The 25,342-nt window shown below is 67.7% G+C and carries 18 protein-coding genes; 12 read left to right on the top strand and 6 right to left on the bottom strand.

What is annotated here, in order from left to right:
* Positions 1-142: 142 nt before the first annotated feature.
* The 12 genes from FL344_RS21280 to FL344_RS21225 are packed head-to-tail and all read left to right on the top strand — an operon-like array spanning position 143 to position 17,175.
* On the top strand, positions 143-751 hold the full coding sequence (locus FL344_RS21280; RefSeq protein ID WP_228565243.1) for a 4Fe-4S single cluster domain-containing protein: 609 nt from the start codon (positions 143-145) through the stop codon (positions 749-751).
* A complete protein-coding gene (locus FL344_RS21275; RefSeq protein WP_141619823.1) occupies positions 748-1,833 on the top strand; it encodes a hypothetical protein in 1,086 nt (361 codons plus the stop codon). The genes FL344_RS21280 and FL344_RS21275 overlap by 4 nt, the downstream gene beginning before the upstream one ends.
* Complete coding sequence (locus FL344_RS21270) at positions 1,830-2,396, top strand: hypothetical protein (RefSeq protein WP_141619822.1); 567 nt, start codon at positions 1,830-1,832, stop codon at positions 2,394-2,396. The genes FL344_RS21275 and FL344_RS21270 overlap by 4 nt, the downstream gene beginning before the upstream one ends.
* A complete protein-coding gene (locus tag FL344_RS21265; protein WP_141619821.1) occupies positions 2,393-4,513 on the top strand; it encodes an AAA family ATPase in 2,121 nt (706 codons plus the stop codon). Before FL344_RS21270 ends, FL344_RS21265 begins: the two co-directional genes overlap by 4 nt.
* The gene (locus FL344_RS21260; RefSeq protein WP_141619820.1) at positions 4,506-4,772 is read left to right on the top strand and encodes a hypothetical protein; all 267 of its coding nucleotides are present in this window, start codon (positions 4,506-4,508) and stop codon (positions 4,770-4,772) included. The genes FL344_RS21265 and FL344_RS21260 overlap by 8 nt, the downstream gene beginning before the upstream one ends.
* On the top strand, positions 4,772-8,044 hold the full coding sequence (locus FL344_RS21255) for a hypothetical protein (RefSeq protein ID WP_141619819.1): 3,273 nt from the start codon (positions 4,772-4,774) through the stop codon (positions 8,042-8,044). Before FL344_RS21260 ends, FL344_RS21255 begins: the two co-directional genes overlap by 1 nt.
* Positions 8,041-9,063 (top strand): AAA family ATPase, encoded by a 1,023-nt coding sequence (locus FL344_RS21250; protein ID WP_141619818.1) that lies wholly within the window; start codon positions 8,041-8,043, stop codon positions 9,061-9,063. The genes FL344_RS21255 and FL344_RS21250 overlap by 4 nt, the downstream gene beginning before the upstream one ends.
* A gap of 7 nt (positions 9,064-9,070) precedes the next feature.
* On the top strand, positions 9,071-10,570 hold the full coding sequence (locus FL344_RS21245; RefSeq protein ID WP_141619817.1) for a hypothetical protein: 1,500 nt from the start codon (positions 9,071-9,073) through the stop codon (positions 10,568-10,570).
* Between the two features lie 50 nt (positions 10,571-10,620).
* Positions 10,621-11,976: a WGR domain-containing protein gene (locus tag FL344_RS21240; RefSeq protein ID WP_141619816.1), complete on the top strand. Its 1,356-nt coding sequence runs from the start codon at positions 10,621-10,623 to the stop codon at positions 11,974-11,976.
* 29 nt (positions 11,977-12,005) lie between these two features.
* Positions 12,006-13,355, top strand: coding sequence for a WGR domain-containing protein (locus tag FL344_RS21235; protein ID WP_141619815.1), 1,350 nt, complete (start codon positions 12,006-12,008; stop codon positions 13,353-13,355).
* Positions 13,356-13,364: 9 nt separating this feature from the next.
* On the top strand, positions 13,365-14,498 hold the full coding sequence (locus FL344_RS21230) for an STM4014 family protein (RefSeq protein WP_141619814.1): 1,134 nt from the start codon (positions 13,365-13,367) through the stop codon (positions 14,496-14,498).
* Positions 14,499-14,550: 52 nt separating this feature from the next.
* Complete coding sequence (locus FL344_RS21225; protein ID WP_194863195.1) at positions 14,551-17,175, top strand: ATP-binding protein; 2,625 nt, start codon at positions 14,551-14,553, stop codon at positions 17,173-17,175.
* 1,029 nt (positions 17,176-18,204) lie between these two features.
* Here FL344_RS21225 and FL344_RS21220 read toward each other — a convergent pair.
* From FL344_RS21220 to FL344_RS21195, 6 genes are all read right to left on the bottom strand, one after another.
* Positions 18,205-19,089 carry an STM4011 family radical SAM protein gene (locus tag FL344_RS21220; protein ID WP_141619839.1) on the bottom strand — a complete coding sequence of 295 codons (885 nt, stop codon included), beginning with the start codon at positions 19,087-19,089 and terminating at the stop codon, positions 18,205-18,207.
* Positions 19,086-20,402, bottom strand: a complete 1,317-nt coding sequence (locus FL344_RS21215; protein ID WP_141619812.1) for an STM4012 family radical SAM protein — start codon at positions 20,400-20,402, stop codon at positions 19,086-19,088. Before FL344_RS21215 ends, FL344_RS21220 begins: the two co-directional genes overlap by 4 nt.
* Positions 20,399-21,208 carry an STM4013/SEN3800 family hydrolase gene (locus FL344_RS21210; RefSeq protein WP_194863194.1) on the bottom strand — a complete coding sequence of 270 codons (810 nt, stop codon included), beginning with the start codon at positions 21,206-21,208 and terminating at the stop codon, positions 20,399-20,401. Before FL344_RS21210 ends, FL344_RS21215 begins: the two co-directional genes overlap by 4 nt.
* A complete protein-coding gene (locus tag FL344_RS21205; RefSeq protein ID WP_141619810.1) occupies positions 21,199-21,882 on the bottom strand; it encodes an HAD family hydrolase in 684 nt (227 codons plus the stop codon). The genes FL344_RS21210 and FL344_RS21205 overlap by 10 nt, the downstream gene beginning before the upstream one ends.
* A 162-nt stretch (positions 21,883-22,044) precedes the next feature.
* Positions 22,045-23,190 carry an LOG family protein gene (locus tag FL344_RS21200; protein ID WP_141619809.1) on the bottom strand — a complete coding sequence of 382 codons (1,146 nt, stop codon included), beginning with the start codon at positions 23,188-23,190 and terminating at the stop codon, positions 22,045-22,047.
* A 94-nt stretch (positions 23,191-23,284) separates the two neighbouring features.
* A partial coding sequence (locus FL344_RS21195; protein WP_141619808.1) for a tetratricopeptide repeat protein occupies positions 23,285-25,342 on the bottom strand: 2,058 nt, incomplete at its 5' end.

Raw genomic sequence — 25,342 nt, 5'->3', positions numbered from 1 at the left:
TCACTCGACCTGGATGTAGGTACAGGTCATGAACGACCGGGCGGCGGAAGGTATCAACAAGCAAACGAGCCCGTCTCGCGGCATGAGACACGTCCTCGCGCTCCCCCTGCGCCGCCGCTGCTGGCATGCTGGAGCCGTCTTCATGGCCATCGCCGCAGGCACCCCCAGCTCCGGCCCGACGCTCCGGATTGCCCAGCGAGTCCCCCGCACGGAAGCGGAGGGCCCCGGTGTGCGCTACGCCCTCTGGGTCCAGGGCTGCCCCCTGCGCTGCCCGGGGTGCTGCAACCCGGAGATGTTCGCGACCGAGCGCGGCACCGTGGAAACGGTGGAGGCACTGGCCCAGGCAATCCTGGCCACGCCCGGTATCGAGGGACTCACCCTGCTGGGCGGCGAGCCCTTCTCCCAGCCCGGTCCCGCCGCCGCGCTGTGCGAGCGCGTCCGCGCCGCCGGGCTGAGCATCATGGTCTTCACCGGCCACACGCTCGCGGAGCTGCGGGCCCAGGCGCGAGACGACGTGGACCGGCTCCTCGCGACGGTGGACCTGCTGGTGGACGGCCGCTTCGAGAAGGACCAGCCGGAGACGGCGCGGCGGTGGATTGGCTCGCGCAACCAGGTGATGCACTTCCTCACCGGCCGCTACGCTCCGCACGACGCGTGCTTCACCGCCCCGAACACGGCGGAGGTGCACTTCGTCGGCGGCAAGCTCGTCATCAACGGCTGGCCCGCGCTCGCCGACCGGCTCCGTCCATGATTCGCGTCGCTCCGTCCGAGCTCGAACTGCTCACGCTCGCCCGCGCCATCGTCGGCCTGGGGCAGTACGCCCCCGTGGAGGACCTGCTCCGCAACCGGCACGCCGTCCCAGCGAAGCTCAGTCCCGGCGCGATGCAGGTACTGCGGGACACGCTCGCCAAGGGCAGCGTGATGGCGCTCGCCCGATGCGGCGGCTGGCGCCAGCAACTCACGGTGCGCGACGGGCAGGCACGCACCGGCCGGCTCTGGGAGCGGCATGCTCCGCCCCTCCTGCGCTTCTCCCCCCTCACCTTCCACGTCCTGAAGTGGCTTCTGGAACAGCCCCTGACGAAACACGGAGCCATGCCGCTGGAGGTGGACGGAACCCCCACGCTCGCCGACGAACTCATCCTCTTTCTCTGCTGCCGTCTGGTGGCGGGCACCCCCTGTGCGCCGGCCCTGGGCGCACAGCACCTCTTCCGCCGCTCCGCCCTCTGCTGGCTGGGCTTCCCGGAGCAGTTCGGGACGCACCGTCCGGAGTTCGATGCCACCGCCTTCGCGCCACTGCTGGCGGACGGCGCGTGGCTGCTGGAGGCGCTGCGGCTGGAGCTCGTGCTGCGTTGGCGTGGGTTGGAGGAGTCCAAGCGTCACATCGCGTCTCCCGAGGAGGCCCTGGCCCTGGGCACCGCGCAGGAGGCCGTGCTCGCCGCGTTCCTCGACGCGGTGGATGGCGCGGGCCGAAGGGACCTCGCGGGCTTCCTCCTCGAAGCGGCGCGCCCGTTGCTGGAGCAGCCCGCCACGCGCTGGGTGGAGGGGCTGTCTTCCTCGACGACGTTGTCCTCGCGGGCCGCGGCGGCTCGTGCCGCCGCCGCCTTCCTGCGCGCGCTGGGACGGATGTCGCGCTGGGACGCGGAGCACCGCGCCGTGCGTTTCTTCGACGACGACTACGACGCCGCCCAGCACCTGCTGTCTGAATGGAACGCCTTCGGTGAAGCAGGCTTCCGCCGCGCCGAGGACCACGCCCGGCAGTTGGCCACCGCCCTCACCAGCGCCAACGGCGCCTCCGCCACACCTCCACCTTCCTCCGCCGGGAGCGCTTCATGAGCCGCGCCTACCGAGTCTCCGTCTCCGAGTCCCTCAACCGCGTGGTCCAGGCCGAGGACGGCCTCTGCTCCAAGCTGGAATTGCTCCCCCTCCTGTCGCGCGAGGAACTGGCCGGGCTGCTCGCGGCCGAGCTGGCGAACCGGGGCTTCACGCAAGAGGGCGACGTGGCCCTGCGCACCGAGGCGGATGGTGTCCGCATCGCCATCGACGTCACCACCGGTGACGTCAGCGTCACCCTCAGCGGCGAGCAGGAGGTGGAGCTGAAGGCGCGTGGCGAGCTGGCCGTGGAGAGCCCTCACGAGGTGGAGCAGGCGAAGCTGCGGGCCCAGGACCTGGCGCGCGCGCGGCTGGAGGACGCGGCGGACGCCGCCACGGACACGCTGCGACAGCAGGTCACCCAGAAGCTCGAAGGCCGGCTGAAAGACCTCAAGTCGGAGCTGGACTCCATCTCCAACAAGGTGACGGCGGAGGCGCTCAAGGTGCGCGCCGGGCAGCTCGGCACCATCGAGGAGGTCCACGAGGACGCGGCGACGGGCTCACTCACCATCAAGGTGCGCGTATGAGTCAGCGCATCCCCGAGGAGTCACTGCCCACGGAGCTGTCGCCCTTCGCCGCCGTCGAGGCCGCCTACCCCGCCGAGCTGAACCGTGTCTGCGAGGCGCTGCTGCGCGGGCTGCCCGTCATGGTGGAGGCGGACAAGGAGCTGACGCCCTACTTCTACAAGTGCCTGCGAGACAGGCTGAAGAAGGACGGCAAGCAGTTCCTCTACCTGGACGGCCGCACCGCGCAGGAGCCTCCACCGGGAATGCCCGCGCCCAGCATGATGGCCACGCTCATCGCGCAACTTCGGGACGCGGTGCGTGGCGCGGTGCGCGAGCGCATCGTCGTGCTGCCTCACCTGGACCTGCTCACCACCAGCAGCGGCGGGCTCACCAGCGAGGCGCGCGAGGTCATCCCCCTGCTGTACGAAAACCCGGAGATGGTCTGGGTCGGGTTCAAGGACCCGTCCTTCCCCGTGCCGCGCGTCATCGAGAACCTCTTCCCCCACAAGGAGAGCATCCTCGGCGTGGGGCGCGACCGGCTGCGCTACCTCATCACCCAGCGCGAGTGCCGCAAGTTCGGAAGGGGCCTGCAGCCCTACGCGCTCTACAAGCACGTCTCCGGCGTCAACGCCGTGCGGCTGCGTCGCCTGCTGGGCGCCATCACCGGCGAGGACTACCCCGCCAACCCGAAGCCCGCGTATGCGCAACTGCGCTCGGCCACGCTCACCGGTTCGCTCAGCGTGCCGGAGCTGGAGCTGCACGCGGACATCGGCGGCTACGCCAAGGTGAAGCAGCGGCTCCAGCAGGAGATTCTGGACGTCCTGGCGCACAAGGACACGCTGAGCGACCCGGAGGCGGTGAAGCGCGTGGAGGCGCTGTTGCCGCGCGGGATGATTTTCTGGGGCCCTCCCGGCACCGGCAAGACGCTCTTCGCCAAGGCCATGGCCTCGTCGCTGGGCGCGGCCGTCCAGGTGGTGAGTGGCCCCGAGCTCAAGAGCCGCTGGGTGGGCGAGAGCGAGGAGAACCTCCGGCAGATTTTCGTCCGCGCGCGGCAGGCGGCGCCCAGCATCATCGTCTTCGACGAATTGGACTCCTTCGCGTCGGCGCGTGGCACGTACACGGGCTCGGGCGTGGAGCACTCCATGGTGAACCAGCTCCTCACGGAGATGGACGGCTTCCGCAAAGAGGAGCTGGTCTTCGTGGTGGGCACTACCAACTTCGTGGAGTCCCTGGACCCCGCGCTGCTGCGCCCGGGCCGCTTCGAGTTCCAGCTCTGCATCCCCTACCCCAACAGCGCGGACCGGCGCGCCATCCTGTCCATCTACAACCAGAAGCTGGGCCTGGAGATGACGGAGCGCGCGCTGGACTACGCGGTGAAGCGCACGGGCGACCGGGTGGAAGGAACCGGCACGCGCTTCTCCGGCGACCACATCCAGGCCCTGTGCCGGGCACTCGCACGTCGGCGGTTGCGCGATGGCGCCCAGGGCCCCACCGAGGCGGTGGACGTGGAGCGCGCCCTCACGGAGTTCCTGGACCGGCCGGAGCTCACGCCCATGGAGGAGCGCGTCGTGGCCACACACGAGGCGGGGCACGCGGTGTGCGCGCTCTTCTGTGAGCACGCGCCCGCCATCGACCGCATCAGCATCCGGGGTGACCTGGCGGGCTCGCTGGGGCACGTGCAGTACGCGGACCCCGCGCACCGGTACGTCGTCACGCGAGGCCAGTTGCTGGACAGCATCTGCATGCTCTTCGGCGGCCGGGAGGCGGAGGCGCTGCTCCTGGATGACCTCTCCCTGGGCAGCGCACACGACCTGGAGCGTGCCACGGAGATTGCGCGCGAGCTGGTGGAGGACCTGGGCATGGGCGGAGACGGCGTGCCCGTGCGGCGCTTTGATGCACCGGGACGGCAGGGGGACCGGCATGCCCTGTCCGACGCGACGCGAAGCACGCTGGAGGCCGCGATACAGGAAGTCCTGGCCGTCCAACGGGCCCGGGCCCGCGATATCCTCCAGCGCGAGAAGGAGCGGGTCGTGGCCCTGAGAGATTTGCTCATCGAACGCAAGGTGTTGGACCGCGAGGCCTTCACCCATCTGGTGCCCGCGCCCGTGGCGCCGAAGAAGGAGCCCGCGCTTGGCTAGCCTCATCCTCCGTCTCCAGGTGGACCCGGCGACGGGCCGCAAGGACGTCATCATCCAGTACGAGAGCGACGCGGACGCGCTGCCCATGGAGCACGAGGACGAGCACCGGCGGCTCGTGGACTCGCTCATCCAGGGTGGCACGCTGAAAGCCTCCGAACTGGGCCGCGTCATCGTCCAGCGCGACACGCCGTCGGGCAAGGCGGCCGAGCCCACCTCCACCGCCGAGGATGCCTCCGAAAAGGTCGGCCAGAAGGCCTGATGTCCATGCTCGTCTTCACCAGTGAGGAGGCGCTCCACCTGGCGCTGACCTCCGGACTCGTCCCCGCCGAAGTCCAGGCCGCACCCGCCCGCTTTCATCGGACGCCCGACGGCGCGCTTCACGTCCTGCCGGAGGTGATGCCCGCGAAGGAGGTGCTCGCGCACCTCGCGTCCCTCGGCGTGCAGGCGACGCGGAGCCGCGCGAAGGAGGCCACACCGGTCCTCTGCTGGGCGGAGCTGGTGACGGCGCGGCGCGTGCCGCTGGAGAGCGCACCGACCGGCCCGGTGCTGTTCCTGCCCCCGAGCGCCGATGCACTCCTCCCCTTGGCGGGCGAGATGCTGCGCCTGGGGTGCGACCGGCAGGAGGTGTGCTTCGCCCAAGCCTCGGGGGGAAGCGGACAGCGCGCCTTGCTGCGCGCGATGGCGCCGCCCTACTTCACCCTCACCAGCGCGCTGGACGCCTCGGGTCCGCTGCGCGCCTTCGTTCCCGCTGTCCCAGGGCAACACTCCGTCTGGGTCGAGGTGGGCTACACGCATCCACTCGCGCGCACGCTGCAAGCGCCCGCGGGGACGTTGCTGCTCGTCCGCGGCGAAGGCCCCTGGCTGACCGCGCCGGACGGCCCGTGGACGGACCTGTACCAACACACCGACCTGCGGCTCCCAGCCCCGGGCGAGGACTGGACGCCCGCGCCCACCCCGGGCCGGCTGACGGTGCCGCTGCGCCTCACGCGAGCCGCACGTACGGAACCCGCGAGCCTCTGGGTGCTGCGCGAGAATGCGCTCGCCCAGGTGGAGTCCCTGGTCCACACGGTGCCAGAGCCGCTGCTCGCGCAACTTCGCTTCGCCGTCACGGGGCCACCGGAGGCGCCGTGCATCGTGCTCCGTGCCCGAGCGGGCCGGGAGCGGCCCCCGGAGCTGGGCCTGTCGGGCATGGCGTACGCGCCGCTACCTCAGCTCGCGGACCTCTACCTGCCGTGTGACGGACTGCTGGAGCCCCCCGTGCGAAGGGACCGCCTGCGCGCGCTGCTCGTGCCCCAGGCCGATACCGTGACGTGGCTCCACCCCACCGGGGGTGGAGGCTTCCGCGCGGAACGGCTGCCGGAATCCGCGTTCCAGCCGCTCGACACATGGGTGGACTACGTCGTGGATGCCGACGCCGACGCACTCATGCCGTGGGTCCGGAGCGCCAGCTTCGACTTCGCCGCCTTCGAGGCCGCGGAGGGTGAATGGCAGAGCGCGGCCCGCGCGATGCAACCGGACGAAGACGACGACCGGAGCCCGCGAGGCGCGCGCCGTAGCCGCCGTGAAGTGCCGGCGCCCCCCGTGACGCCCGCGAGCCCGCCCCCCATTGTCGCGGTCCGCGTCGCCCAACCCGTGCCCACCGGCGTCCGCCTGGCGCCGCTCACGCCCGCGCAATCCAGCGCGGTGGAAGAGGAGCTGAGTTCTCTGGAGAAGGCGTTCCTGGCCCTGGAGGTGCCCGCCGATTCGCCGCAGCGGCAAGAGCTCTGGACTCGCATGGCGGAGCTGAACGGACGGCTGGGCCGCAAGCGCGACGCGAGCCTGTGCTGGACGCGCGCGCTGTGGTCCGCGTCCGACGCCGAGGCCACCGAGCTTGCTCGGCGCTGGTCCGATTCAGAAAACGAAGGAGGCGCCTCCCCTGCCGAACGGATGGCGTCACCCGCGCCCACGGGCGATGACGTGCGCGGCGTCGCCAGCAGCCTGGTGCGCGCGGTGTGCGTCCCAGGTGCGCCCGCGCCTGTCGATGTGGCGGCACTTCAGCGGTGGTTGGACAGGCACGACGCGGAGCTCGACGTCCGGGCGCTCTGGCTCACGCGGACGGCGCTCGACACGCTGGCGGGTGGCGATGCGCTCGGACTTGCGCGAGCGGGCGACCGGCTGCTGGAGCTGCTTCAGCGAGGCCTTTCCCTTGCGAGAGACGTGCCACGCTTCCTGCGAGGTGGCACCGATTCGGCCCATGCGCCCCGGGTGCTGGCCCAGCTCGAAGCCTTGCTGGAGCGGTTCGAGCACACGCCCCGCCGCCGCTCGTCCATCGAAGCGGCGCCCGCCCTCACGCTGGCCTATGTCCGCTATGTCTTCGCCGTGGGACTCGCGCGGCTCGGGCAGGCGGACCGTGCCCGCACCCTGGCGTCCGCGGCGGCGGAGGCAGTCGATGCGAAGGAAGCCATCCACGGCTTCCTTTCCCGAGCGTACGGCGCGCGCGTGGCCCAGTCCCTGGAGGGCCAGCCGCCCGAGACACCGCTGCCCTCCGACATCGCCGCCGAACTGAATGCCCTGGGGACCTTCCAGCGGTACAAGGTGGATCGGCTGCGGCAGGCCTCAGCGCTGTTGGAGCCCAGCGAGCGGCTCGACCCCGCGAGGGCCTTCGGGCGCGGTGCGAGGGACTTGCGCGGAGAGGAGTTCGCCTCCCTCCGCGACTTGAAGGACCCGGCGCAGGTGGCGGCGCAAGTGGAGGCACTGACGGGTCGGGCCACCGATGCGACGCTGCCCGCCGAGGAACGGCAGCGGCTCATCGGAGGACTGCTGGACACGCTGCCCCGCGTCGCGCCGGCGCGTGCGCTTCCACTCCTGAACCGGCTCGTCTCATCGATGGAGGCGCTTCCCGGTGAAGCCCAGGCCGTGATGCTGGGGGATGCCCTGACGCTGGCGGCCCTCTTCGGCCGCGCGGACCACGCGATGACGCTGGCGGCTCGGCTGCGCAAGGTGCTCACGGCGCTGGCTCCCACGTCGCCCGCATGGGGTCAGGGCATCCTGGGGGTGAGCCTGCGCGGCCTGCGCCGGGTCGGCCTGTCTCGCGAAGCCGCCGAGCTGGTGGACGCGGCGCAAGAACGCCTGACGGGGCCCAAGACACCGCTGACGGCGCGGCTCGGCGTCGCGGCGGGCCTGTCCATGCAGGGGCGCACGGCCGAGGCCGTCGACGTGTTCGACGCCGCCTTCGAGTCACTGGGCGCGGCGAAGGGCGGACTCCCTGAGCGGCTGGCGCTGATGCGCAGCCTCGCGAGCGCACTGGCACATGCCCCCGTGGAGCTGGCGCTTCCGGGGCTGGCGCGCATCTCGGAAGGGCTGCCAATCATCACGGACAGCTACAACACCAACAGCCACTTCTGCCTCTCCGTGGTGGAGCTGGCGGACGCACTGGTGCAGGGCCACGTGGAGGTGGCGCAAGGCACCGGAGAGCGCGCACGAAGCTGGCTCGACGAAGACGAATTCCTGGTGCGACGGCGCATCCATCGGGAGCTGGAGGAGCGCACATGAGCAGTCTTCCCGCCATCTCCGAGCTGACGCTCGACGCGCTCTCGAGCGAGGCCCACGGCCTTCGCGAGCGCCTCAACCGCTTCCGCCTGGCGCTGGGCCGTCACTTCGTGGGCAAGCAGACGCTGGTGGACCTGATGACGGTGGCGGCGGTGGCGCAGGAACCGCTGCTGCTGGTGGGCCCACCAGGCACGGCCAAGTCGGACCTGGTCCTCAAGTTCCGGGACGCGCTGCGCATCCCCAACGAGGATTACTTCGAGTACCTCCTGACGCGCTTCACCGAGCCGTCGGAGGTGCTGGGCCCCATCGACATCAACCTGCTGCGCCAGGGCCGCTACATCCGGCGCGAAGGCGGCAAGCTGCCCACCGCACGGCTCGTCTTCCTCGATGAGGTCTTCAAGGCCAGCTCCGCCATCCTCAACGCGCTGCTCACCGTCATCAACGAGCGCAAGTTCTACCAGGACGGCGCGCCGCAACCGGTGAAGCTGAAGGTGCTCTTCGCCGCCACCAACGAGCTGCCCGAACACGCCGAGCTGGGCGCGCTCAAGGACCGCTTCTGCCTCAAGGCCGCGTGCCGTCCGGTGCAGGACCGCTACTTCCTGGAGCTGCTGGACTCCGGCCTGGATTCGCAGACGCACCGGGAGATGAACCAGAAGCCCTGGGCGGAAGGACACGCCACGCTGGACGACGTGCTCAAGGCCCACCGATACCTCACGCTGATGATGGGCAAGCGCGAGACGGGCCCGGACGGCCGCGAGCTGCGCGACCGCGACCTGTTCTTCCGTGACGACCTGCTGCGAGAGTTCCGCCGCGTGGTGCAGACGCTGACGCGCGAGGACGGCGTGTTCATCAGCGACCGCAAGCTGGTGAAGCTCTACCGCCTGCTCCGGACGCGGGCGTGGATCTTCCACGGCGGCGCGGTGGAGCGGCAGGACCTCCAGCTCCTCTCGTACCTGGGCGAGACGCGGGAAGAAGTCGACCTGCTGGAGGAGAAGGTGCCCCGGCTGCTGGGCCTCTCGTGAGTCGCGGATGAGCACGGAGCTGAGAAGCCCTCAGGACACGGAGCGCTGGCTGTGCGCGGGGCTGTGCCTGATTCGGCACGAGGACCTCACGGCCGACGCGTTGCCCTCGGCCGTGCCGTGGCTCCTCGCCACGCTCGCGGAGTCGCCTGCCCTGCCCCCACCCGCCTTCATCGCGGACCTCGGCCGGCTCATCGCGGGCGTTCCGCTCGCGCCCTCCGCGCCCGTTCCCGATACCCAGCCTCGGCTGCGCGCGGCGGTGCGCGCGTATGACGACCACGTGCTGGCGCGCCTGGCCGCGGAGCCCCACCTGGAGGCGGTCTCCGCCGCCCTCGCACGGTTGCCCGAAACGCTCCGGCCGCGAGGTGTCGCCTTCCTCGTCGCGCGCGTCCTGACCCGAATGGGCTTCAACGCGGGAAGCCCGGTGAGCCCCGCCCTGGCCCGGCGCGTCCTGGAGCGTCCGCCCACGGAGCTGCTCCAGGCGGGCTACACGGCCCTGCGCGAATCAGGAACCAGCGCCGCGTTGGAACGGCTCACGGAAGGCTACGAAGCCCTGGCGAGCGCGGCCCGGCGCGCCCATGCCCTGCTCGGCGACGCGGAGTCCTTCACGCTGGAGAACCTGGAACACCTCCAGGGCAAGGCGCAGCGGATGGCCTTGGAGCAGGCAGTGGAGGCGGCCGAGGCCCTGTCGCGAACCCTGCCGCCCAAGCTCCGCGCCCGTCCGGTGAGCACCGCACCGCTCCCCATGGCGTTGGAGGACGAGGCCGCCTTCCCACAAGGTGGATTCTCCTCCGTGTCCAACGTGGGCAGCCTGGAGAACCTCGTCACCTCCGAGCTGGTCTACATGGAGGACGAACCCAACCTCGACCTCTTCGACGTGCGCTATGTGGAGGGCGAACTCCTCTACTACACGCGCGACGAGAGCATCTCCGTTCGCCGCCGGCGCGTCATCACCTTCGTCCTGCCGCCGGACCTCGTGGATGCGCGCGTGAAGGACGCGGGGGTCCGCTGGCAGCGCGTCGTGGTGTCGATGGGCCTGCTGCTCTGCCTCGTGCGGCGGCTCTCCCTCTGGCTGGGCAGCGAGGAACTCCACTTCCGCGCCGTCTTCCTGCACGCCCATGACGGCTCGGCGCCCCTGGAGGCTGAACGCGGCCTCTGCGAGCTGCTGCTGCGCGAGTGGCGCGCCCGTGGCACGGCGGAGGTCCTCACCGCCGCCACGCTCGACGACGTCCTGACGGATTCGGAAGCGCGTGCGAAGCGCGCGCGGGTGGACCTGGTGCTGCTCGACGCAAGTAGTCAAGTCGAGAAGGTGTTTCATCCCGGCGCCTCCCGCGTCGAGCGGCACGTGCTCGACCTCAGCGGCCCCTCCCCCCGTGTGCGGACCATCCGAGACAAGCGAGAAGACCTGGATTCTCGAAAGTCGGAAGCGCCGCTGGGCGCCGCCCTCGGCAGCGCGCATTGGGAGGCATGGGTCGGCGTAACGCTTGAGCTTGCGCAAGGGCTTCTCTAGCGTCCGTCTCACAACGCGCCCCACCCGGCGCAACGGACGAAGGACGGGCCATGCCGCGGTACGAGTTCAAGGAAGGCAGCTCCAGCAAGTTCTGGGAAATCAACCTCTCCGGCAACAGCTTCACCGCGCGGTGGGGCCGCATCGGCACCGACGGCCAGGAGAAGACCCAGACCTTCGGCTCTCCCGCCGAGGCCCAGAAGGAGCACGACAAGCTCGTCCGCGAGAAGGAGAAGAAGGGCTACGTCCTGGCCGACAAGAGCGACGGTGACGATTCCGAAGGCGGTGGGGGTGAGGAGCCTGCATCCAATCCGGAGCTCGAGGCCGCCATCCTCAAGGACCCGGACAACGTGGACGCGTACCTCGTCTACAGCGACTGGCTCCAGGGCCAGGGCGACCCGCGCGGCGAGCTCATCGCCATCCAGCACGCGGCCTCCCAGGCCAGCGGCACGGAGGCCAGCGACCTCAAGCGCAAGGCCACCGCGCACATCAAGAAGTACCAGACGCTGCTGCTCGGCGAGCTGGCGGCCGGGGTGAAGTCGGAGGAGCTGTCCCTGGAGTGGCACCTGGGCTTCATCCGCTCCGCGCGCGTGGGCCAGAAGGAATACGACTCTGACTTCAACGTCCCGGAGATGGCTGGGGCGCTGCTCAAGCACCCCTCCGCGCGCTTCATCCGCAGCCTCACCATCGGCATGGCGAGCTTCGACGGTGAGAACGAATACGGTGAGACCATCCAGGCGCTCGTCGAGGCCGGGGGCTCGAAGACGATTCAGGAGCTCTTCATCGGTGACTTCGAGTACCCGGACGACACCGAGATTTCCTGGACGCACCTGACCGACATCTCCGCCCTGCTCAAGGTGCTGCCCGACCTGCGCAAGCTGCGGCTGCGCGGCGGTGAGCTGGAGCTGGGCGCCATCGACCTGCCCGAGCTGCGCGAGTTCACGGTGGAGACGGGCGGCCTGCCGCTGGCGGCCGTCAAGTCCATCGCCAACGCGAAGTGGCCGAAGCTGGAGCGCCTGGAGGTGTGGTTCGGCAGCGACAACTACGGCGCGGAGGGCGGCGTGGAGGACATCCAGCCCATCCTCGACGGCAAGGGCCTGCCGAACCTCAAGCAGCTGGGCCTGCGCAACTCCGAGTTCACGGACGCGCTCGCCCAGGCGCTGCCCACCGCGAAGGTGCTCCCGCAGTTGGAGACGCTGGACATCTCCATGGGCACCCTGTCCGACGAGGGCGCGCGCGCCTTGGCGGACAAGGCGGCGGCCTTCGCCCACCTCAAGCAGCTCGACGTCACGGAGAACACGCTGACGGACGAAGGCCAGGCGCTGCTGCCCAAGGCGATTCCCCAGGCCAACGTGGGCAACCAGCGCGACTACGAAGAGGAGTACCGCTACTCCGCGGTAGGCGAGTAGCGTCGCGGCGAACTCCAGGGGGACACACCATGCCGCGCTTCGAGTACACCGAAGGCACGTCGAGCAAGTTCTGGGAAATCGAACGGAAGGACACCGTCGTCACCACCCGCTGGGGCCGCATCGGCGCGGAGGGCCAGGAGAAGACCCAGAAGTTCAAGCAGATGTATGAAGCGCGGCAGGCGTACCAGAAGCAGGTTCTGGAGAAGACGAAGAAGGGTTACACGCGCATCAAGCCGAAGGACACGGCGCCCGCGTCCAAGACGAACCCGGAGCTGGAGGCCGCCATCCTCCAGGCTCCGGAGTCAGACGACGGCTACCTCGTCTACGCCGATTGGCTCCAGGGCCAGGGCGACCCGCGCGGCGAGCTGATGGCCCTCCAGCACGCGCAGCGTCAGGCGCAGGGCGCGGAGGCCACCCACCTCAAGCGGAAGGTCGCGGCCCTGTACAAGAAGCACCAGGGAGCACTGCTGGGCGTGGGCCTCACGTCGATGCTCGGCGAGAAAGCCCTGACGCTGGAGTGGCACCTGGGCTTCATCCGGGGCGCGCGCGTCGCGGCGCCGGGGTTCGACTCGGACGCCGACTTCGACGTCGTCGAAACCCTGACGATGCTGCTCCGCAGTCCCTCCGCGCGGTTCCTCCAGGAGCTGACGCTCGGCCTGCCGGACAACGACGGTGACAACGAGTACGGCGACCTCATCAAGGTCGTCACCAGGCTGGCGCCGAAGACGCTTCAGCGGCTGTTCATCGGTGACTTCGTCTTCCCGGACGAGTCGGAGATCTCCTGGGTCAAGCTGGGGAACCTCGCGCCCCTGCTCAAGGCCCTACCCCACCTCACCACCTTGAGGCTGCGTGGCGGCGAGGTGCGCCTGGGGCCGGTGGAGCTGCCGGAGCTGCGGCGCTTCACGATGGAGTCAGGCGGCCTTCCTCGGCCCGCGGTGCAGTCCATCGCCAGTGCGAAGTGGCCGAAGCTGGAGCAGTTGGAAGTCTGGTTCGGCAGCGAGGAGTACGGCGGACGGTTCCGCCCGAGTGACATCCAGCCCATCCTCGACGCCACGGGGCTGCCGAACCTGAAGCACCTGGGCCTGTGCAACGCGGCCTTCTCCGACGAGCTCGCGACCGTGCTGCCGAAGGCCAAGGTGCTGAAGCAGTTGGAGTCGCTGGACTTGTCGAGGGGCACGCTGATGGACACCGACGCGGAGGTCCTGGCGGCGAACGCGGCGGCGTTCAAACACCTCAAGAAGCTGGATGTGTCGCAGAACCAGCTCACGCGCAAAGGCGTGAAGCTGCTGGCCTCGTTGTGTCCGGACGTGGCGGCGGGGAACCAGCGCGACATCTACGACGATGGCGAAGGCGGCCGATACGTCGCGGTGAGCGAGTAGTCCGGCCTCATGGGCGCGCCTCCGTTCATCCTCATCGGCAACCCGGAGAACCGGCGCGTCACGCTGTTCCAGGACGCCCTCGCTAGACAGGGGCTTCCCTCCGCGCACGTCGTGCCCTGGCGCGAGCTGCTGGCGGCGCCGGGCCTCCTGGCGGACCTGCCAGACTCGGAGGCGCTCGTCCGCATCGACTCCACGGGCGAGAACTGGGACGTGGAGAAGGCCCTGCTCAAGCGGGGCTACGCGGACGCCGTGGGCCAGGGCTGCTCCGTCCTGATGCCGGAGCAGGTGGACCGCCTGCCCGTGGACCGCGGCCGCATTCTCAGCCCCCGGCAGCACCACCTGGGCTTCCTGCGAGTCCTGGCGGAGCTGGAGCCCATCTTCGCGGCGCATCCCCGCTGGCGCATCCTCCAGAAGCCCTCCGCCATCGCGGACCTCTTCGACAAGCGCATCACCTCCCGCCGCTACGCCGCCCTGGGCGTGCCGGTTCCCGAGCCGCTGGACGGTGTCACGGACGTGGAATCACTCCGCGAACGGATGCGGGAGGAGGACTGCCGCGAGGTGTTCGTGAAGGTGTCGTGTGGCTCCTCCGCGTCGTGCCTCGCCATCTACCGGCGGGGGCGCTCGGCGGACACGCTGACCACCACCATCGAAGTGGCGAAGACGGGCTGGTACAACTCGCTGAAGGTCCGCCGCGTCGAGGCCCCAGCGCAGGTGGATGAAATCCTCACGTATCTGCTGGGCGAGGGCTCGCAGGTGGAGCGCTCGATTCCCAAGGCCCGGCTGGGTGGCGACTACTTCGACTGCCGGGTGCTGATGGTCCGAGGCGAGCCAGCCTTCACGGTGGTGCGGCAGAGCATGCGGCCCATCACCAACCTGCACCTGGGCGGCTGGCGGGGAGACCTGGACGACTTCCACGCGGCCGTGCCCCCCAATGAGCTCGCGGATGCCATGCAGAGCTGCCGCACGGTAGCGCGGGCCCATGACTGCCTGCATGTTGGCATCGACCTCATGTACGAGGAGCACTTCACCGGGCACCGGGTGCTGGAGGCCAACGCCTTCGGCGATTTGCTCCCCAACCTCCGCCGCGATGGGCTCACCGTCTACGAGTGGGAAATTCAAGAAGCCCTCCGCAAGAATCCATAGAGGCAACCGCAGCACCATTCACAAAGCCAACAAAGGCACGAAACCGACCACAATGACAGACTTCAGAAAAACAAAAACCTGGCTCCGCACACTTGCTCCACAGCAAAACGACCAACATGCCAACGAACGAGACCACCTGCGCACTGCCTTCGAACAATTCCGCGAACGCGCAGGCACCATTGCCGAAGAAATCAAACTCGCATATCCATCTCTCACCGAGCACGGAATAACACACCTTGACGCCCTATGGGAGATGACGGACCTGATCACCGGGGATGACTACCCAATAAATCCAGCCGAAGCCTTCGTTCTAGGCGGAGCATTCCTAGTCCACGATCTGGGAAATGGCTTAGCAGCATTTCCCAACAAAGAATTCGAACTGCGATCAACACACGAGTGGAAAGATGCCTTCGCCGTCTTTTTTAGACGAGAAGAAAATTCCACCCCCGAAACATACGACTTCGACAACCCACCACCGCACATTGCCCAGCGCGCAACAGAGGAAGCACTAAGAGTCCTGCACGCTAGGCAAGCAGAAAAACTCGCACTAATCTCCTGGACAGGAAACAACAGCCAAAAAAACTACCTCATAGAAGACTCTTCTCTCCGAAGTCACTTCGGAAAGACAATTGGAGAAATCGCCTACTCCCACTGGTGGGATATCTCCGAAGTTGAAGCAAAATTCAATCGACGACGACTAGGCGCCGCAACATCCACGCCTCCGGACTGGTCAATTGACGCCCTTAAGCTGGCTTGTATTCTCAGAGCAGCCGATGCGGCCCATATCGACAGCAGACGCGCGCCGAAGTTTCTAATGGCACTCAGGACACCCACTGGATTGTCAAACGCCCACTGGACATTCCAGAGCAAGATATCCAAGCCAATACTTCAAAACAACAGACTCACATACAGCACAGGAGAGCACTTCAGCCCCAACGAGATCAATGCATTCTGGCTCTGTTTCGAAACACTAAAAATGATCGACCGTGAACTACACAACGTCGACTCACTTCTCTCCGAAACGGGCCGCCAACGCCTCACGGCCATAGGTGTGTCAGGAGTTGAAGACGCAGCGCGCCTATCTAAATCACACATACCAACCGACGGCTGGACGCCAGTTGACACCCAAGTACACATTTCCAACATCCCCGCAGTAATTCAAAAATTAGGTGGCTACGATCTCTACGGTGATGAACCAACCGTGCCATTCCGCGAATTAATCCAGAACGGAGCCGATGCTATTCGCGCAAGGCGCATACTCGAAAACAGGCCAGTCGACTGGGGAGCCCTCACCATCAGTCTCGGCCGAGATGAAGAAGGCAACTGGATCGAATTCGAGGACACTGGCATAGGCATGTCGGAGAAGGTGCTCACACGCTACCTTCTAAATTTCGGAACTAGCTTCTGGTGGTCTGACGACATGCGACGAGAACAACCAGGACTCGCCGCTCGTCGTTTTGAGCCGACTGGAAAGTTCGGAATCGGATTTTTCTCGGTCTTTATGTGGGGCGATCACATTCGCGTCACCTCATGCTCTCACATCGAAGGCGCATCAACAAATGTCCTTGAATTCAACGACGGCCTACACACCAGACCACTCCTCCGAAAAGCAACAAAGAACGAACAACTCCATGACGGCGGCACACGCATTCGCGTTTGGTTCTCAGAAGAAGCGACCTTAAACAAGCTACTCGAAATGGAAGGCAACGAATTCCCCCGAGCCAAAAAGCCACTCTCTTTGAAAAAATTATCACAACGCATTGCGCCTTCCATCGACATAGAGATCCGCACTTGCGAAAACGAACGCCCCATCGAAACCGCAATAAAGCCCAATGACTGGAAAAAACTCCCCATCAAAAAGCTTCTTGAGCGAACAGACACCATCAACTCACACGCGATTTCGCAGTTCATCCGCCCAATAGCAAATTCAGACGGAACGCAAACTGGAAGAGCATGCCTTTGCTATGGCGGAGGCGGCTTGGCGACCATCGGAGGATTACGATCCGGCGGCTCGTTATCCCACATGGCAGGGTTCCTTCAATGCGACACCGACACAATGCGACGCGACTCCACATACACAATCGCCGACAGCCACGCATTGACCAACTGGGCCTCAGAGCAGGCGATACTTTGGACTAAAGCGACGGCGGAGGGAAGAGCCCCCCAACATGCGCTGGAACTTATAACGGTAGCCCACATGGCAATAAGGCTTGGCGGCGAACCTCATGGACTCCCCATAGCTTGGCTCAACGGAAACACGATAACGCTTGCAGAACTCTGCACGTGGGCCAAGAGCCAACGCGAAATAACACTATCAAGCCTATATCCAACAAGCCTCCTTTTTTCAGAGCCAATTTCCGAAGAAATACTGAGAGAAATCTCAAGCAAAAACATTAACTCTCCGATCCTCCCGGAAACACATGCAAACAACTACGTCGGAAACATGTTCTACACTAGCGACATCCCTGAACTGAAGCCATCTGTCACAGCACTGATCGCAGAGCACATATGTTCGTCCTGGTCCATAGACTCACACGATCTTCATATAACACCAGCCCACATAGCCATCCCGTCCAATACAGCGCGAAACATCAATCACGGAACGGCCTGGAAACTGCGGCCGAAAATTCAGCCAAACCACCTGCAAATAAAAACTCGCACCGGCAAGAACAGCTAACCCTGCAACTGAAGCTCAAAGAAACCGAAATCCTCCTCTTGTTGAAGGAATAAGAGGGGCAGCGCGAGGCTTACTAGGCACGGACCAACAGTCTGTGTAGCACGGAAGCCGAAAATATGGCTGGTGGGCTGCCCCCGTCCAGCTAATGACGTGCCGTGGGAGATTGTCGAGGTGGCGGAGTACAGCAGACGCTTCTGGACATGTCGGCGCAGATGGAGAAAACGAGGTGGGCGCGCTGCGTGGAAGCGCTCAGGGCCAGCGAATTGACACAGAACGAGTTCCCGAGGCAGCGAGGAGTGAGGCTGGGCACGTTGCAGTAACGGGTGTACCGTCCCCGGTAGCATTTGGCGGCTCAGTCCGAACCGGTCCGCCCGCTACCAGTCCAGGTGACAATTCCTGCGGAGCCGAGCGTCAGCGTTTTCGAAGTCATCGCGGTGGGCGGCGCTCGCCTGCGCGTTGCCGTGGGTGCGGCCTGACGCGGTGCTCTCGCTGGTGTACGCCAAAGTGATTGCATTGGCCCTCTCGCGCCTGCCGGAACTGTCGACGTGGCAGAAGGCAGGCGAGTCGGGCCAACAGCAGGCGATGGGGCGGCTCACACTGGTGCTGGCATTGACCCGCTGCGCCCCTTTGCTGCTGTCTCATACGATGATGAGCCGGGGCGTAACGCTGGAGTACTTGGAGAAGTGCATCCTCCGCATCGCGGAGGTGACCGCCCGTTCACGGCAGCAACCCCTCGAGCGTGAACGACGCAGGCGCGAGGCTTCCTCGGGAGCGGCCGCTAAAACGAAAGCGGATGCATGTGCGCACAGGGCCGGCAGGAGGATGATGTACCGGGCCATCCCCACCCGCGCCTATCCCACGCAACGTTCAACGCGATCCAGAGCTGACGCGGAGTCCCATCTCGCCACTCAATGATATCCAGCAGGAAGTCGAAGCCCTCTCGCTTCAGCGAGTAGAACGAACGCACATCAATCCGTCCGTCCTTGCGATTCAGCTCATTCCTGAGCCGACGCTGCGACGTTGGGAAAATCACGCGTCCCCCTCCACGCCTGCCTTCCACAAGGGCGTGGCCGGGACGCGCTCCAGGATTCCAGAGCCGAAGACGCGGTCCAACTCCAGGTACTCCAGATGGACGTACCCGATATGGCACCCACAGGTCTGCTTCGCGCACGGCCGGGGTCTCAGCGCGGAGTCGAAGTCCGGCGCGTAGATGTTGCCAATCGCCTCCTCGATGAAGTGACACCGCCGCGCCGTGCCCTCTCCATCCACGGAGATGACGGACTCCCCGCCTCGGCACGCGCGGCCCAGGCTCGGGTGGCGCGTGTTGTTCACCGGGAAGAGCGGGTCCAACCGCGTGAAGCGCGCCACGTCTTCCGCCGTGTATGGCTCCTCCTGCCCGTCCTTCACCGCGTTGATCCACAGGTAGGTGTCCGCGGGAAGCTCGGCACGCAGGGCCTCCGCCTCTTCCGTGAAGCGGAGAAACCCCACCACGCCCACGCTGTGCCGCACGCCCAACTCGGTCAGCTTCGCGCACTGGGCCACGAAGCGGTGCCGCCTGGTCCACTCCGGGTGGTACGTGGCCCAGATGCCCAATTTGTCCGCTCGCGCCTGAGCCACCCAGTCCAGCTTGCACGACAGGTTCGTCTGGATGGCCAGTCGCTCCACATGCGGCAGATGCGACAGGCGGGCCAGCGCCTCTTGATACCAGGGCCAGATGAGCGCCTCGCCCCACGGCGTGAAGAACACCGACACCGTGTCCTGCGTACGCGCCTCCACCCACGCGACGAAGCGCTCCAGGTCCGCGCGGTCCTTGGCCAGCTCCTCGTCGGTGTGCTTCCACTTGCCGAAGGGGCAGTACTCGCAACCGTAGTTGCAGCTCGACAGCGGGCCTCGATAGAGCACGGTGAGCTTCATCGCCAAGCATACTCCTTCATCATCGCCTGCACCTGGTCGGAGAGCAGCCAGGGGCCAATCATGTCGGAGCGCTCCACGCCCGCCGCGGTGAGCTGCACCACGCCACCGTTCTTCCGCGCCAGTCCGTGCGCCTCCAACTCCTCCAGCTCCGGGAAGTCCTCCAGCGCGTCGGTGCAGAAGCGCTGCCGGTACACGGCGAGGTCCACGCCATCCGCCAGCAGCGACAACAGCATGTAACGGCGCCGCCGCTCCTCGGAGTCCAGGCGGAAGCCGTAGCCCACCTCGCCGAACGACGCCTCGGTCCGCTCGCTGTACGACGAGATGATGGAGCGCACCTCGCGAGAGCCCACCGCGTACTCAGACGAGTAATGCACCCCGCCCGTATACGAGCGCGCCCCGCAGCCCAACCCCACCATGCCGTCCTCCTGGCAGCGATACACCGGACCGCCCGCGTCCGGCGCATGGCGCGCACGGAACATCCGCATGGAGACCTGCGTGTAGCCCTCCGACAGGAGGAAGTCGCGGCCCACGCGATACAGCGAGAGGCGCAGGTCGTCCCACGCTCGCGCCTTCTTGCCCAGGAAGGTCAGCGGCCGGACGTAGAGCGGGTAGAGATAAATCTCCTCCGGCGAGTAACGGAGCGCCGTGCGCAGCGAGTAGAGGAAGCTCTCCTCCGTCTGCCCCTCCATGCCGTAGATGAGGTCCAGGTTCAGCGTGGGGAAGCCCGTGGAGCGGATGAGGTCCAGCGCGGCCTCCACCTGCGCCGTCTTCTGGGGCCGCTTCACCGCGGCCACCTCCGCCTCGATGAAGCTCTGGATGCCCATGCTCACCCGGTCCGTGCCGCGCGAGCGCAGCACCTGGAGCTTCTGCGCGTCCACCGTCTCCGGAGACACCTCCACCGACACGGGGATGTTCTTCATGTCCGCGCCCATGACGCCTTCGGCCATGTCGAACACGGTGTTCAACCCCGACACGTCCAACAGCGTCGGCGTGCCGCCGCCAATGGCGGCCCGGGCGAAGCTCGCCGTCCCCAGCGCCTCCTTCACCCGCTTCGTCTCGCGCACCAGCGCGCCCAGGTACCCGTCCACCACATCCTGCTTGGGCCCGGCGGCGGTGAAGAGATTGCAGAAGCCGCAGCGCATCTCGCAGAAGGGCACGTGGATGTAGAGGAACAGCGCGTCGCGCCGCTCCTCCGCCCAGACGGACTCCAACGGGAGCGCGGGCGTGAAGGGCCGGTAGGCCGTCTTGTGCGGGTAGCCGTAGAGGTACGCCACGTAGGGCGACCCTTCGAGCATCTGCTCCAGACGCGTCATGGTGCGGTTTCTCGAGGTAGCAGGAATTCAGCGTAGGGCACCGTCCACACCACGGGGTGGGCCAGGCGATGGCCGGTGAAGCCATCCTCGCCGTAGGTAGTGCCATGGTCCGAGCAGACGATGCAGAAGGCGGGGCCCCGGCGCCGCAAGGCGGCGAACAACGGAGGGAGCTGCGAGTCCACGTACGCCAATGCCGCGGCGTGCGACTCGCGCGAGTCCTGGATGGCGCCGGGCACATAGTGCCGGTTCGGCTGGTGGAGCGCCGACACGTTGATGAAGAGGAAGACGCGCTGCTCACGCGGCAGCGCCTCCAGCCGCTGGACGGCCAGTGTCACCTGGTACTCGGTGGACCGAGGGTCCGTCACGCCCAGCTCGGGGCTCCAGTGGCTCTCCTTGAAGAATCCGGGGAGCACGTTGCCCAGCGGATTGCGCTTGTTGAAGAAGCCCACGCCACCAATGCAGACGGTGTGGTACCCGCGGTCCGCCAGTCCGGTGACGAGGTCCGGCGCGTCCAGCACACAGGTGTCCGAGGCCGTCGTCTCGCTACCCTCGAAGCGCATCGAGAACAACCGGGGATGCAGCCCCGGCGTCGCGGGCGTGGGCAGGAAGCCCGCGAAGAAGGCGTGGTGCGCCGCGTACGTGAAGCTCGCGGGAGAGTGCCGCTGCTCCCACCGGCCTCCGGGCAGCAGCGCGGAGAGGTTTGGCGTGCGCCCCTGGGCCGCGAGCGCCTCGGCGACGTCGTAGCGCAGGGTGTCCAGGGTGATGAAGAGCAGGTCGTGCGTGCCGACCACGGCGTTCATGTCCATCGCGTGAGCACTCCGGCGATGTCGTCGATGCGCGATGGAATGCACTCCACCGTGAACATGGGCGGAGGCAGCGCGGAGGGCCACGGGCGGCCGTGAGACACCCAGCAAGTGGCCATTCCCAGCCGCGCGGCGCCCACGACGTCCCGCGCCGGGTCGTCCCCCACGTGCAGCACCTCTTCCGGCGAACGTCCGACGTGGGCCAGCGCGGCCTCGAAGATGCGGGCATCCGGCTTCGAAGCGCCCACCTCGCCGGAGAGGAAGACATCCGGCAGCACCTTCGCGAGCCCCGCGCGGGCCAGCTTCGTGCGCTGCACCCGCGCCGAGCCATTGGACACCACCGCCACCGGCCGGCAGCGGGCCACGGAGGCCACCCAATCACAGACGCCCGCGTCCTCCTGGACGAGCAGAGGCAGGCGCGACGCCATGTCCTCCCAGAGCGCGTCTGGCGTGAGGCCCAGGCATGGGAACGCCTTCGTCACCTGCTGGCAGAACGCACTCCGGGACGCGCCGCCACGCCCATCCACCTCGTGCATCCAGGCCACGGCTTCGGCACGCCGAGCCTCGGGGAGCAACGACAGGTAACGGGAGACGAGCGTGTCCACGTAGCGCGAGAAGGCGCCCGCGCGGTCAATCAGCGTGTCATCCAAATCAAAGAAGACGGCCCGGGGCCGCATCCGAGCACTCCTTCCCGAGGCGAAGATACGCCGCCCCGGCTGCGTCGAACAGCGACAACGCAGTGGGGCGACCGCATCCAGGCGGATTCGCCGGGCCCCTGCCCCCGTGCCTGCCCGTTGGAAGGCGGGGGACTCGGAGATTCCCGGCGAAGCAGCGGACGTTCAGCGGGACGGGTGCGCCTCGCGATCGAACGCCTCCAGCGCCCGGACGACCTCTTCCTGCGAATCCGTGAGCATGAGGTAGCGCGCGTAGTCGTAGCCCTGCGCGAGCTGGTGCACCAGCGGGTACACGGGCCGGGTGCGCGTCCAGAACTCGGTGCCCAGGAAGATCATGGGGCTGATGACGCCCACCGAGTTGTAGTGGTTCTGGCACGCGTCCTGGAACACTTCCTGGATGGTGCCCGCGCTGCCGGGTGAGTAGATGATGCCGCCCTTGGCGATGGTCAGCAGACCGTCTTCCCGCACGCTGTTGGCGAAGTACTTCGCGATGTGCGTGGCGAAGGGGTTGGGCGGTTCGTGCCCGTAGTGCCACGTGGGGATGCCCAGGCTGGAGCAGTAAGGCAGGTCGTCCTCGCCCAGGGGAAACGCCCGGCGAACGTCGAAGGCGCGCGAGAGCCACTCGCGATCGGTGTAGCTGGGCGCCTGCGCGAGCAGGGCCAGTCCCGCGTCCAGCTCCGCCTCCGTGCGCCGCGCGAACCACACACCCACGTGCGTGGCCTCCATGGCGCCCGGGCCACCGCCGCTGACCATGAAGAAGCCACGGCGCGCCAGCTCGCGCGCCAGGGAAGCCACCGCGCGATAATCCGACTGGCCGCGCTTCATGGAGTGACCGCCCATGATGGCCACCACCTTGCGCACGCCCCCGGACCGGTACAGCAGCCCTTCCATGGCCGCCGTCACCGAGTGGTCGTGGAGCCGCTGCGCCAGCGTCTCCAGCAGCGTGGGAGGACTGCCGCGCCCGTTCGCCGCCCAGTGCGCGTAGATGCGCGCATCGGGCGTGTCCGCGTAGGACTCCGGCCGAGCCGGGTCGAAGCCCGCGTACAGTTCCTCCGGCGTGTACAGCGCGCCACGGTAGGGCTGATAGGGCACGCCGGAGATGGGCGGGAACACCATGGCCCCGTGCTCCACGGTGGCCTTCAGCGCATCCTTCTCCAGCTCACAGCCCAGGAAGACGGCGCCCACGAGCTCAGCGGAGGCCAGCTCCTGGGTGTACCGCCGCAGATCCAGCCCTTGGATGATGACGTTGGCGAACCCGACGCCCGCCGCGAGGTGCCGCTCGAATGCCTCGATGGTCTCGATTTCGATCACGCATGAACAATTTCATGCCTCGCGGCCCTGTGGGTAGCGAGGAGTGCAGCTCAAGGCGAATGTGCATCTTCGCGGGCCCATGGGCCCCTGACGCTCAGCGCCGCGCCTCCAGCACCCGCAGGCACGCCTCCGCTTGAAGCAGCTCCAAGCGGGCTCCCGCGGCGGACGCATCTCTCGCCGCGAGCTGGAGCTGACGTCCGGCTTCATCCAACTCGCCCAGCTGCAACTGGGCCCGCCCCAGCACGCACCGGAGCAACGATTGGAGGCGCCGGTCCTCCAGCATGGATGCCAACTGAAGCCCTCGCAGCGCGTCTTCCTTCGCCAGCTCGGGAGCGCCCGCGCGCGTGTGCAGCAGGGCCAAGCCATGGTGCGTGTAGGCCATGCCCCGGCGGTCTCCCGTGCGGGAGTCCAGCTCGAGCGCGAGCTGGAAGAAGTGCGCCGCGCGCTCCCTGTCTCCCGCCCGCGAATACGCATCGCCCAGGTTCAGCAGTGCGGTGGAGTGCTCCCACGTATCCCCCGCGCGCTCGCTCCAGCGCAGGACCTGGGCGTATTCGGACGCCGCGGCCTCCGGGAATCCCAGCCCGAGCTGCACGCTGCCCATGGCCCGGTGGAGCAGCGCCTCCACGCCCGCCCACGCGGGGCCGTCTTCCCGGACCGCCTGCTGCAACTGCTCGCGGGCCAGGACAATCCTCGCGCGCGCCTCCTCGTACCGCCCCAGCGCGGACAGCGCCAACGCGGACAGCGCGTCCTGCGACACGGACAACAGCGGCGCCGCGGACAGACAATCCCGGCGCCCCTCCCTGTCGAGCCCCAGCACCTCCTCATACCTGCCGAGCGCGAGCACCACCGACGCCCGCTTGAACAGACGCCGGGCCCGGTCCCCCGCGGGAGACGCCAACCCCTCATCATCCAGCTTCCGCGCCGTATGCCACGCGGCATCCGCTTCCGCGGGCTCGCCCGCCAGTCGGTGCGCGTCGCCCATGTATTCCCAGAGCCGGCGTTGCCACTCTCGCGCGGCATCTGGCTTGAGCGCATCCGCCAGTCCCAACGCGAAACGATACACCGCCATGGCGGGCCCCGGCTCCAATGCCGCCAGGTTCCAGCCTGCCAGTGATACCAGATAAGGCAGTGCCCGGGAGGATTCCTCCGCTGACAGCCATTGCCGCGTCAACTCCATACAGGCGCGTTGGCGCAGCGGCTCCGGAAGGGCCTCATAGGCTTCCGCGGCCCGCCGATGTGCCGCGGGCAACTCCGCCTCCGGCAGCTCGTCGACGCCCGGGGCGGGCTCCACCGCCCATGTGTACCGGCCTCCCGCGACGGAGCGCAGCCAGCCCCCCGTCTCCAGCAGCGCCAGCGGCCCTACCCCACCCGCCAACGCCACCAGCACCGACCGGGGAAACGACGGGCCCAGCACCGACGCCGCCCGCAGCACCTCCCGCTGTGCCGGGGGCAGCAAGGCCTGCCGCGCCGCATGTACCGCCTCGCCCGTGAGTGGTACCTCCCGCTCGGGCTGCTCCTCGTGCAGGGTCACCGCGTGCAGCAGGTGCAGTGGGTGTCCGGCACTGCCGCGCAGCAGCGCCACCCGGGCCTCGGGCGTCAGTGTCCCCCGGTTCCGCAGCCGGCCCTCCAGCAGCGCCGCGGACTCGGCGGGCCCCAGCCGCCCCACCGTCAGGACTTCCGCCGTGAGAGGCGCTGGCGCCGTGCCACTGGGGCGCTGGAGCGCCAGCAACAGCAGCGGCGTGTGCGACAGCCGCGACACCAGCTCCTCCACCAGCGCATGGCTGAGCGCGTCCCCATGCTGCCAGTCCTCCAGCACCAGCAGGCGCGGGCGGCGGTGGGGCATCAGCGCGTGGCACAGGGAGTCGAAGAGGGCGGTGCGCTCGGAGGCGAGGCTCGCCGGAATGCCCTGGCGCTCGCGGCCTTCCAGGAAGCGCTGGATTCGCTCCGCGTCCGCGCTGGACACGCGGCCCGTCCCGGCGGGCGGGCTGAGCGCCCGCGTGGCGTCCAGCAACTCTCGGAAGATGCCCGCCGGTGCGCCCGGCAGCGCCAGGCCACTGCCTTCCCAGACTTCGAAGCCATCCGAGGCCAGGCGCTCCACGAAGGCGTCCTTGATGCGCGTCTTGCCCATCCCCGCCTCCCCCATCAACCACAC

Source organism: Myxococcus sp. AB036A (genome assembly GCF_006547355.1).
GTDB classification, from domain to species: domain Bacteria; phylum Myxococcota; class Myxococcia; order Myxococcales; family Myxococcaceae; genus Myxococcus; species Myxococcus virescens.
This window is presented reverse-complemented; position numbering and strand designations above follow the sequence as displayed.

Coding starts and splice junctions, on each gene's coding strand:
- FL344_RS21225 (WP_194863195.1), top strand. CDS start 14,551: ATGACAGACTTCAGAAAAACAAAAACCTGGCTCCGCACACTTGCTCCA.
- FL344_RS21270 (WP_141619822.1), top strand. CDS start 1,830: ATGAGCCGCGCCTACCGAGTCTCCGTCTCCGAGTCCCTCAACCGCGTG.
- FL344_RS21220 (WP_141619839.1), bottom strand. CDS start 19,089: ATGAAGCTCACCGTGCTCTATCGAGGCCCGCTGTCGAGCTGCAACTAC.
- FL344_RS21245 (WP_141619817.1), top strand. CDS start 9,071: ATGAGCACGGAGCTGAGAAGCCCTCAGGACACGGAGCGCTGGCTGTGC.
- FL344_RS21205 (WP_141619810.1), bottom strand. CDS start 21,882: ATGCGGCCCCGGGCCGTCTTCTTTGATTTGGATGACACGCTGATTGAC.
- FL344_RS21265 (WP_141619821.1), top strand. CDS start 2,393: ATGAGTCAGCGCATCCCCGAGGAGTCACTGCCCACGGAGCTGTCGCCC.
- FL344_RS21235 (WP_141619815.1), top strand. CDS start 12,006: ATGCCGCGCTTCGAGTACACCGAAGGCACGTCGAGCAAGTTCTGGGAA.
- FL344_RS21255 (WP_141619819.1), top strand. CDS start 4,772: ATGTCCATGCTCGTCTTCACCAGTGAGGAGGCGCTCCACCTGGCGCTG.
- FL344_RS21230 (WP_141619814.1), top strand. CDS start 13,365: ATGGGCGCGCCTCCGTTCATCCTCATCGGCAACCCGGAGAACCGGCGC.
- FL344_RS21280 (WP_228565243.1), top strand. CDS start 143: ATGGCCATCGCCGCAGGCACCCCCAGCTCCGGCCCGACGCTCCGGATT.
- FL344_RS21240 (WP_141619816.1), top strand. CDS start 10,621: ATGCCGCGGTACGAGTTCAAGGAAGGCAGCTCCAGCAAGTTCTGGGAA.
- FL344_RS21215 (WP_141619812.1), bottom strand. CDS start 20,402: ATGACGCGTCTGGAGCAGATGCTCGAAGGGTCGCCCTACGTGGCGTAC.
- FL344_RS21275 (WP_141619823.1), top strand. CDS start 748: ATGATTCGCGTCGCTCCGTCCGAGCTCGAACTGCTCACGCTCGCCCGC.
- FL344_RS21210 (WP_194863194.1), bottom strand. CDS start 21,208: ATGGACATGAACGCCGTGGTCGGCACGCACGACCTGCTCTTCATCACC.
- FL344_RS21250 (WP_141619818.1), top strand. CDS start 8,041: ATGAGCAGTCTTCCCGCCATCTCCGAGCTGACGCTCGACGCGCTCTCG.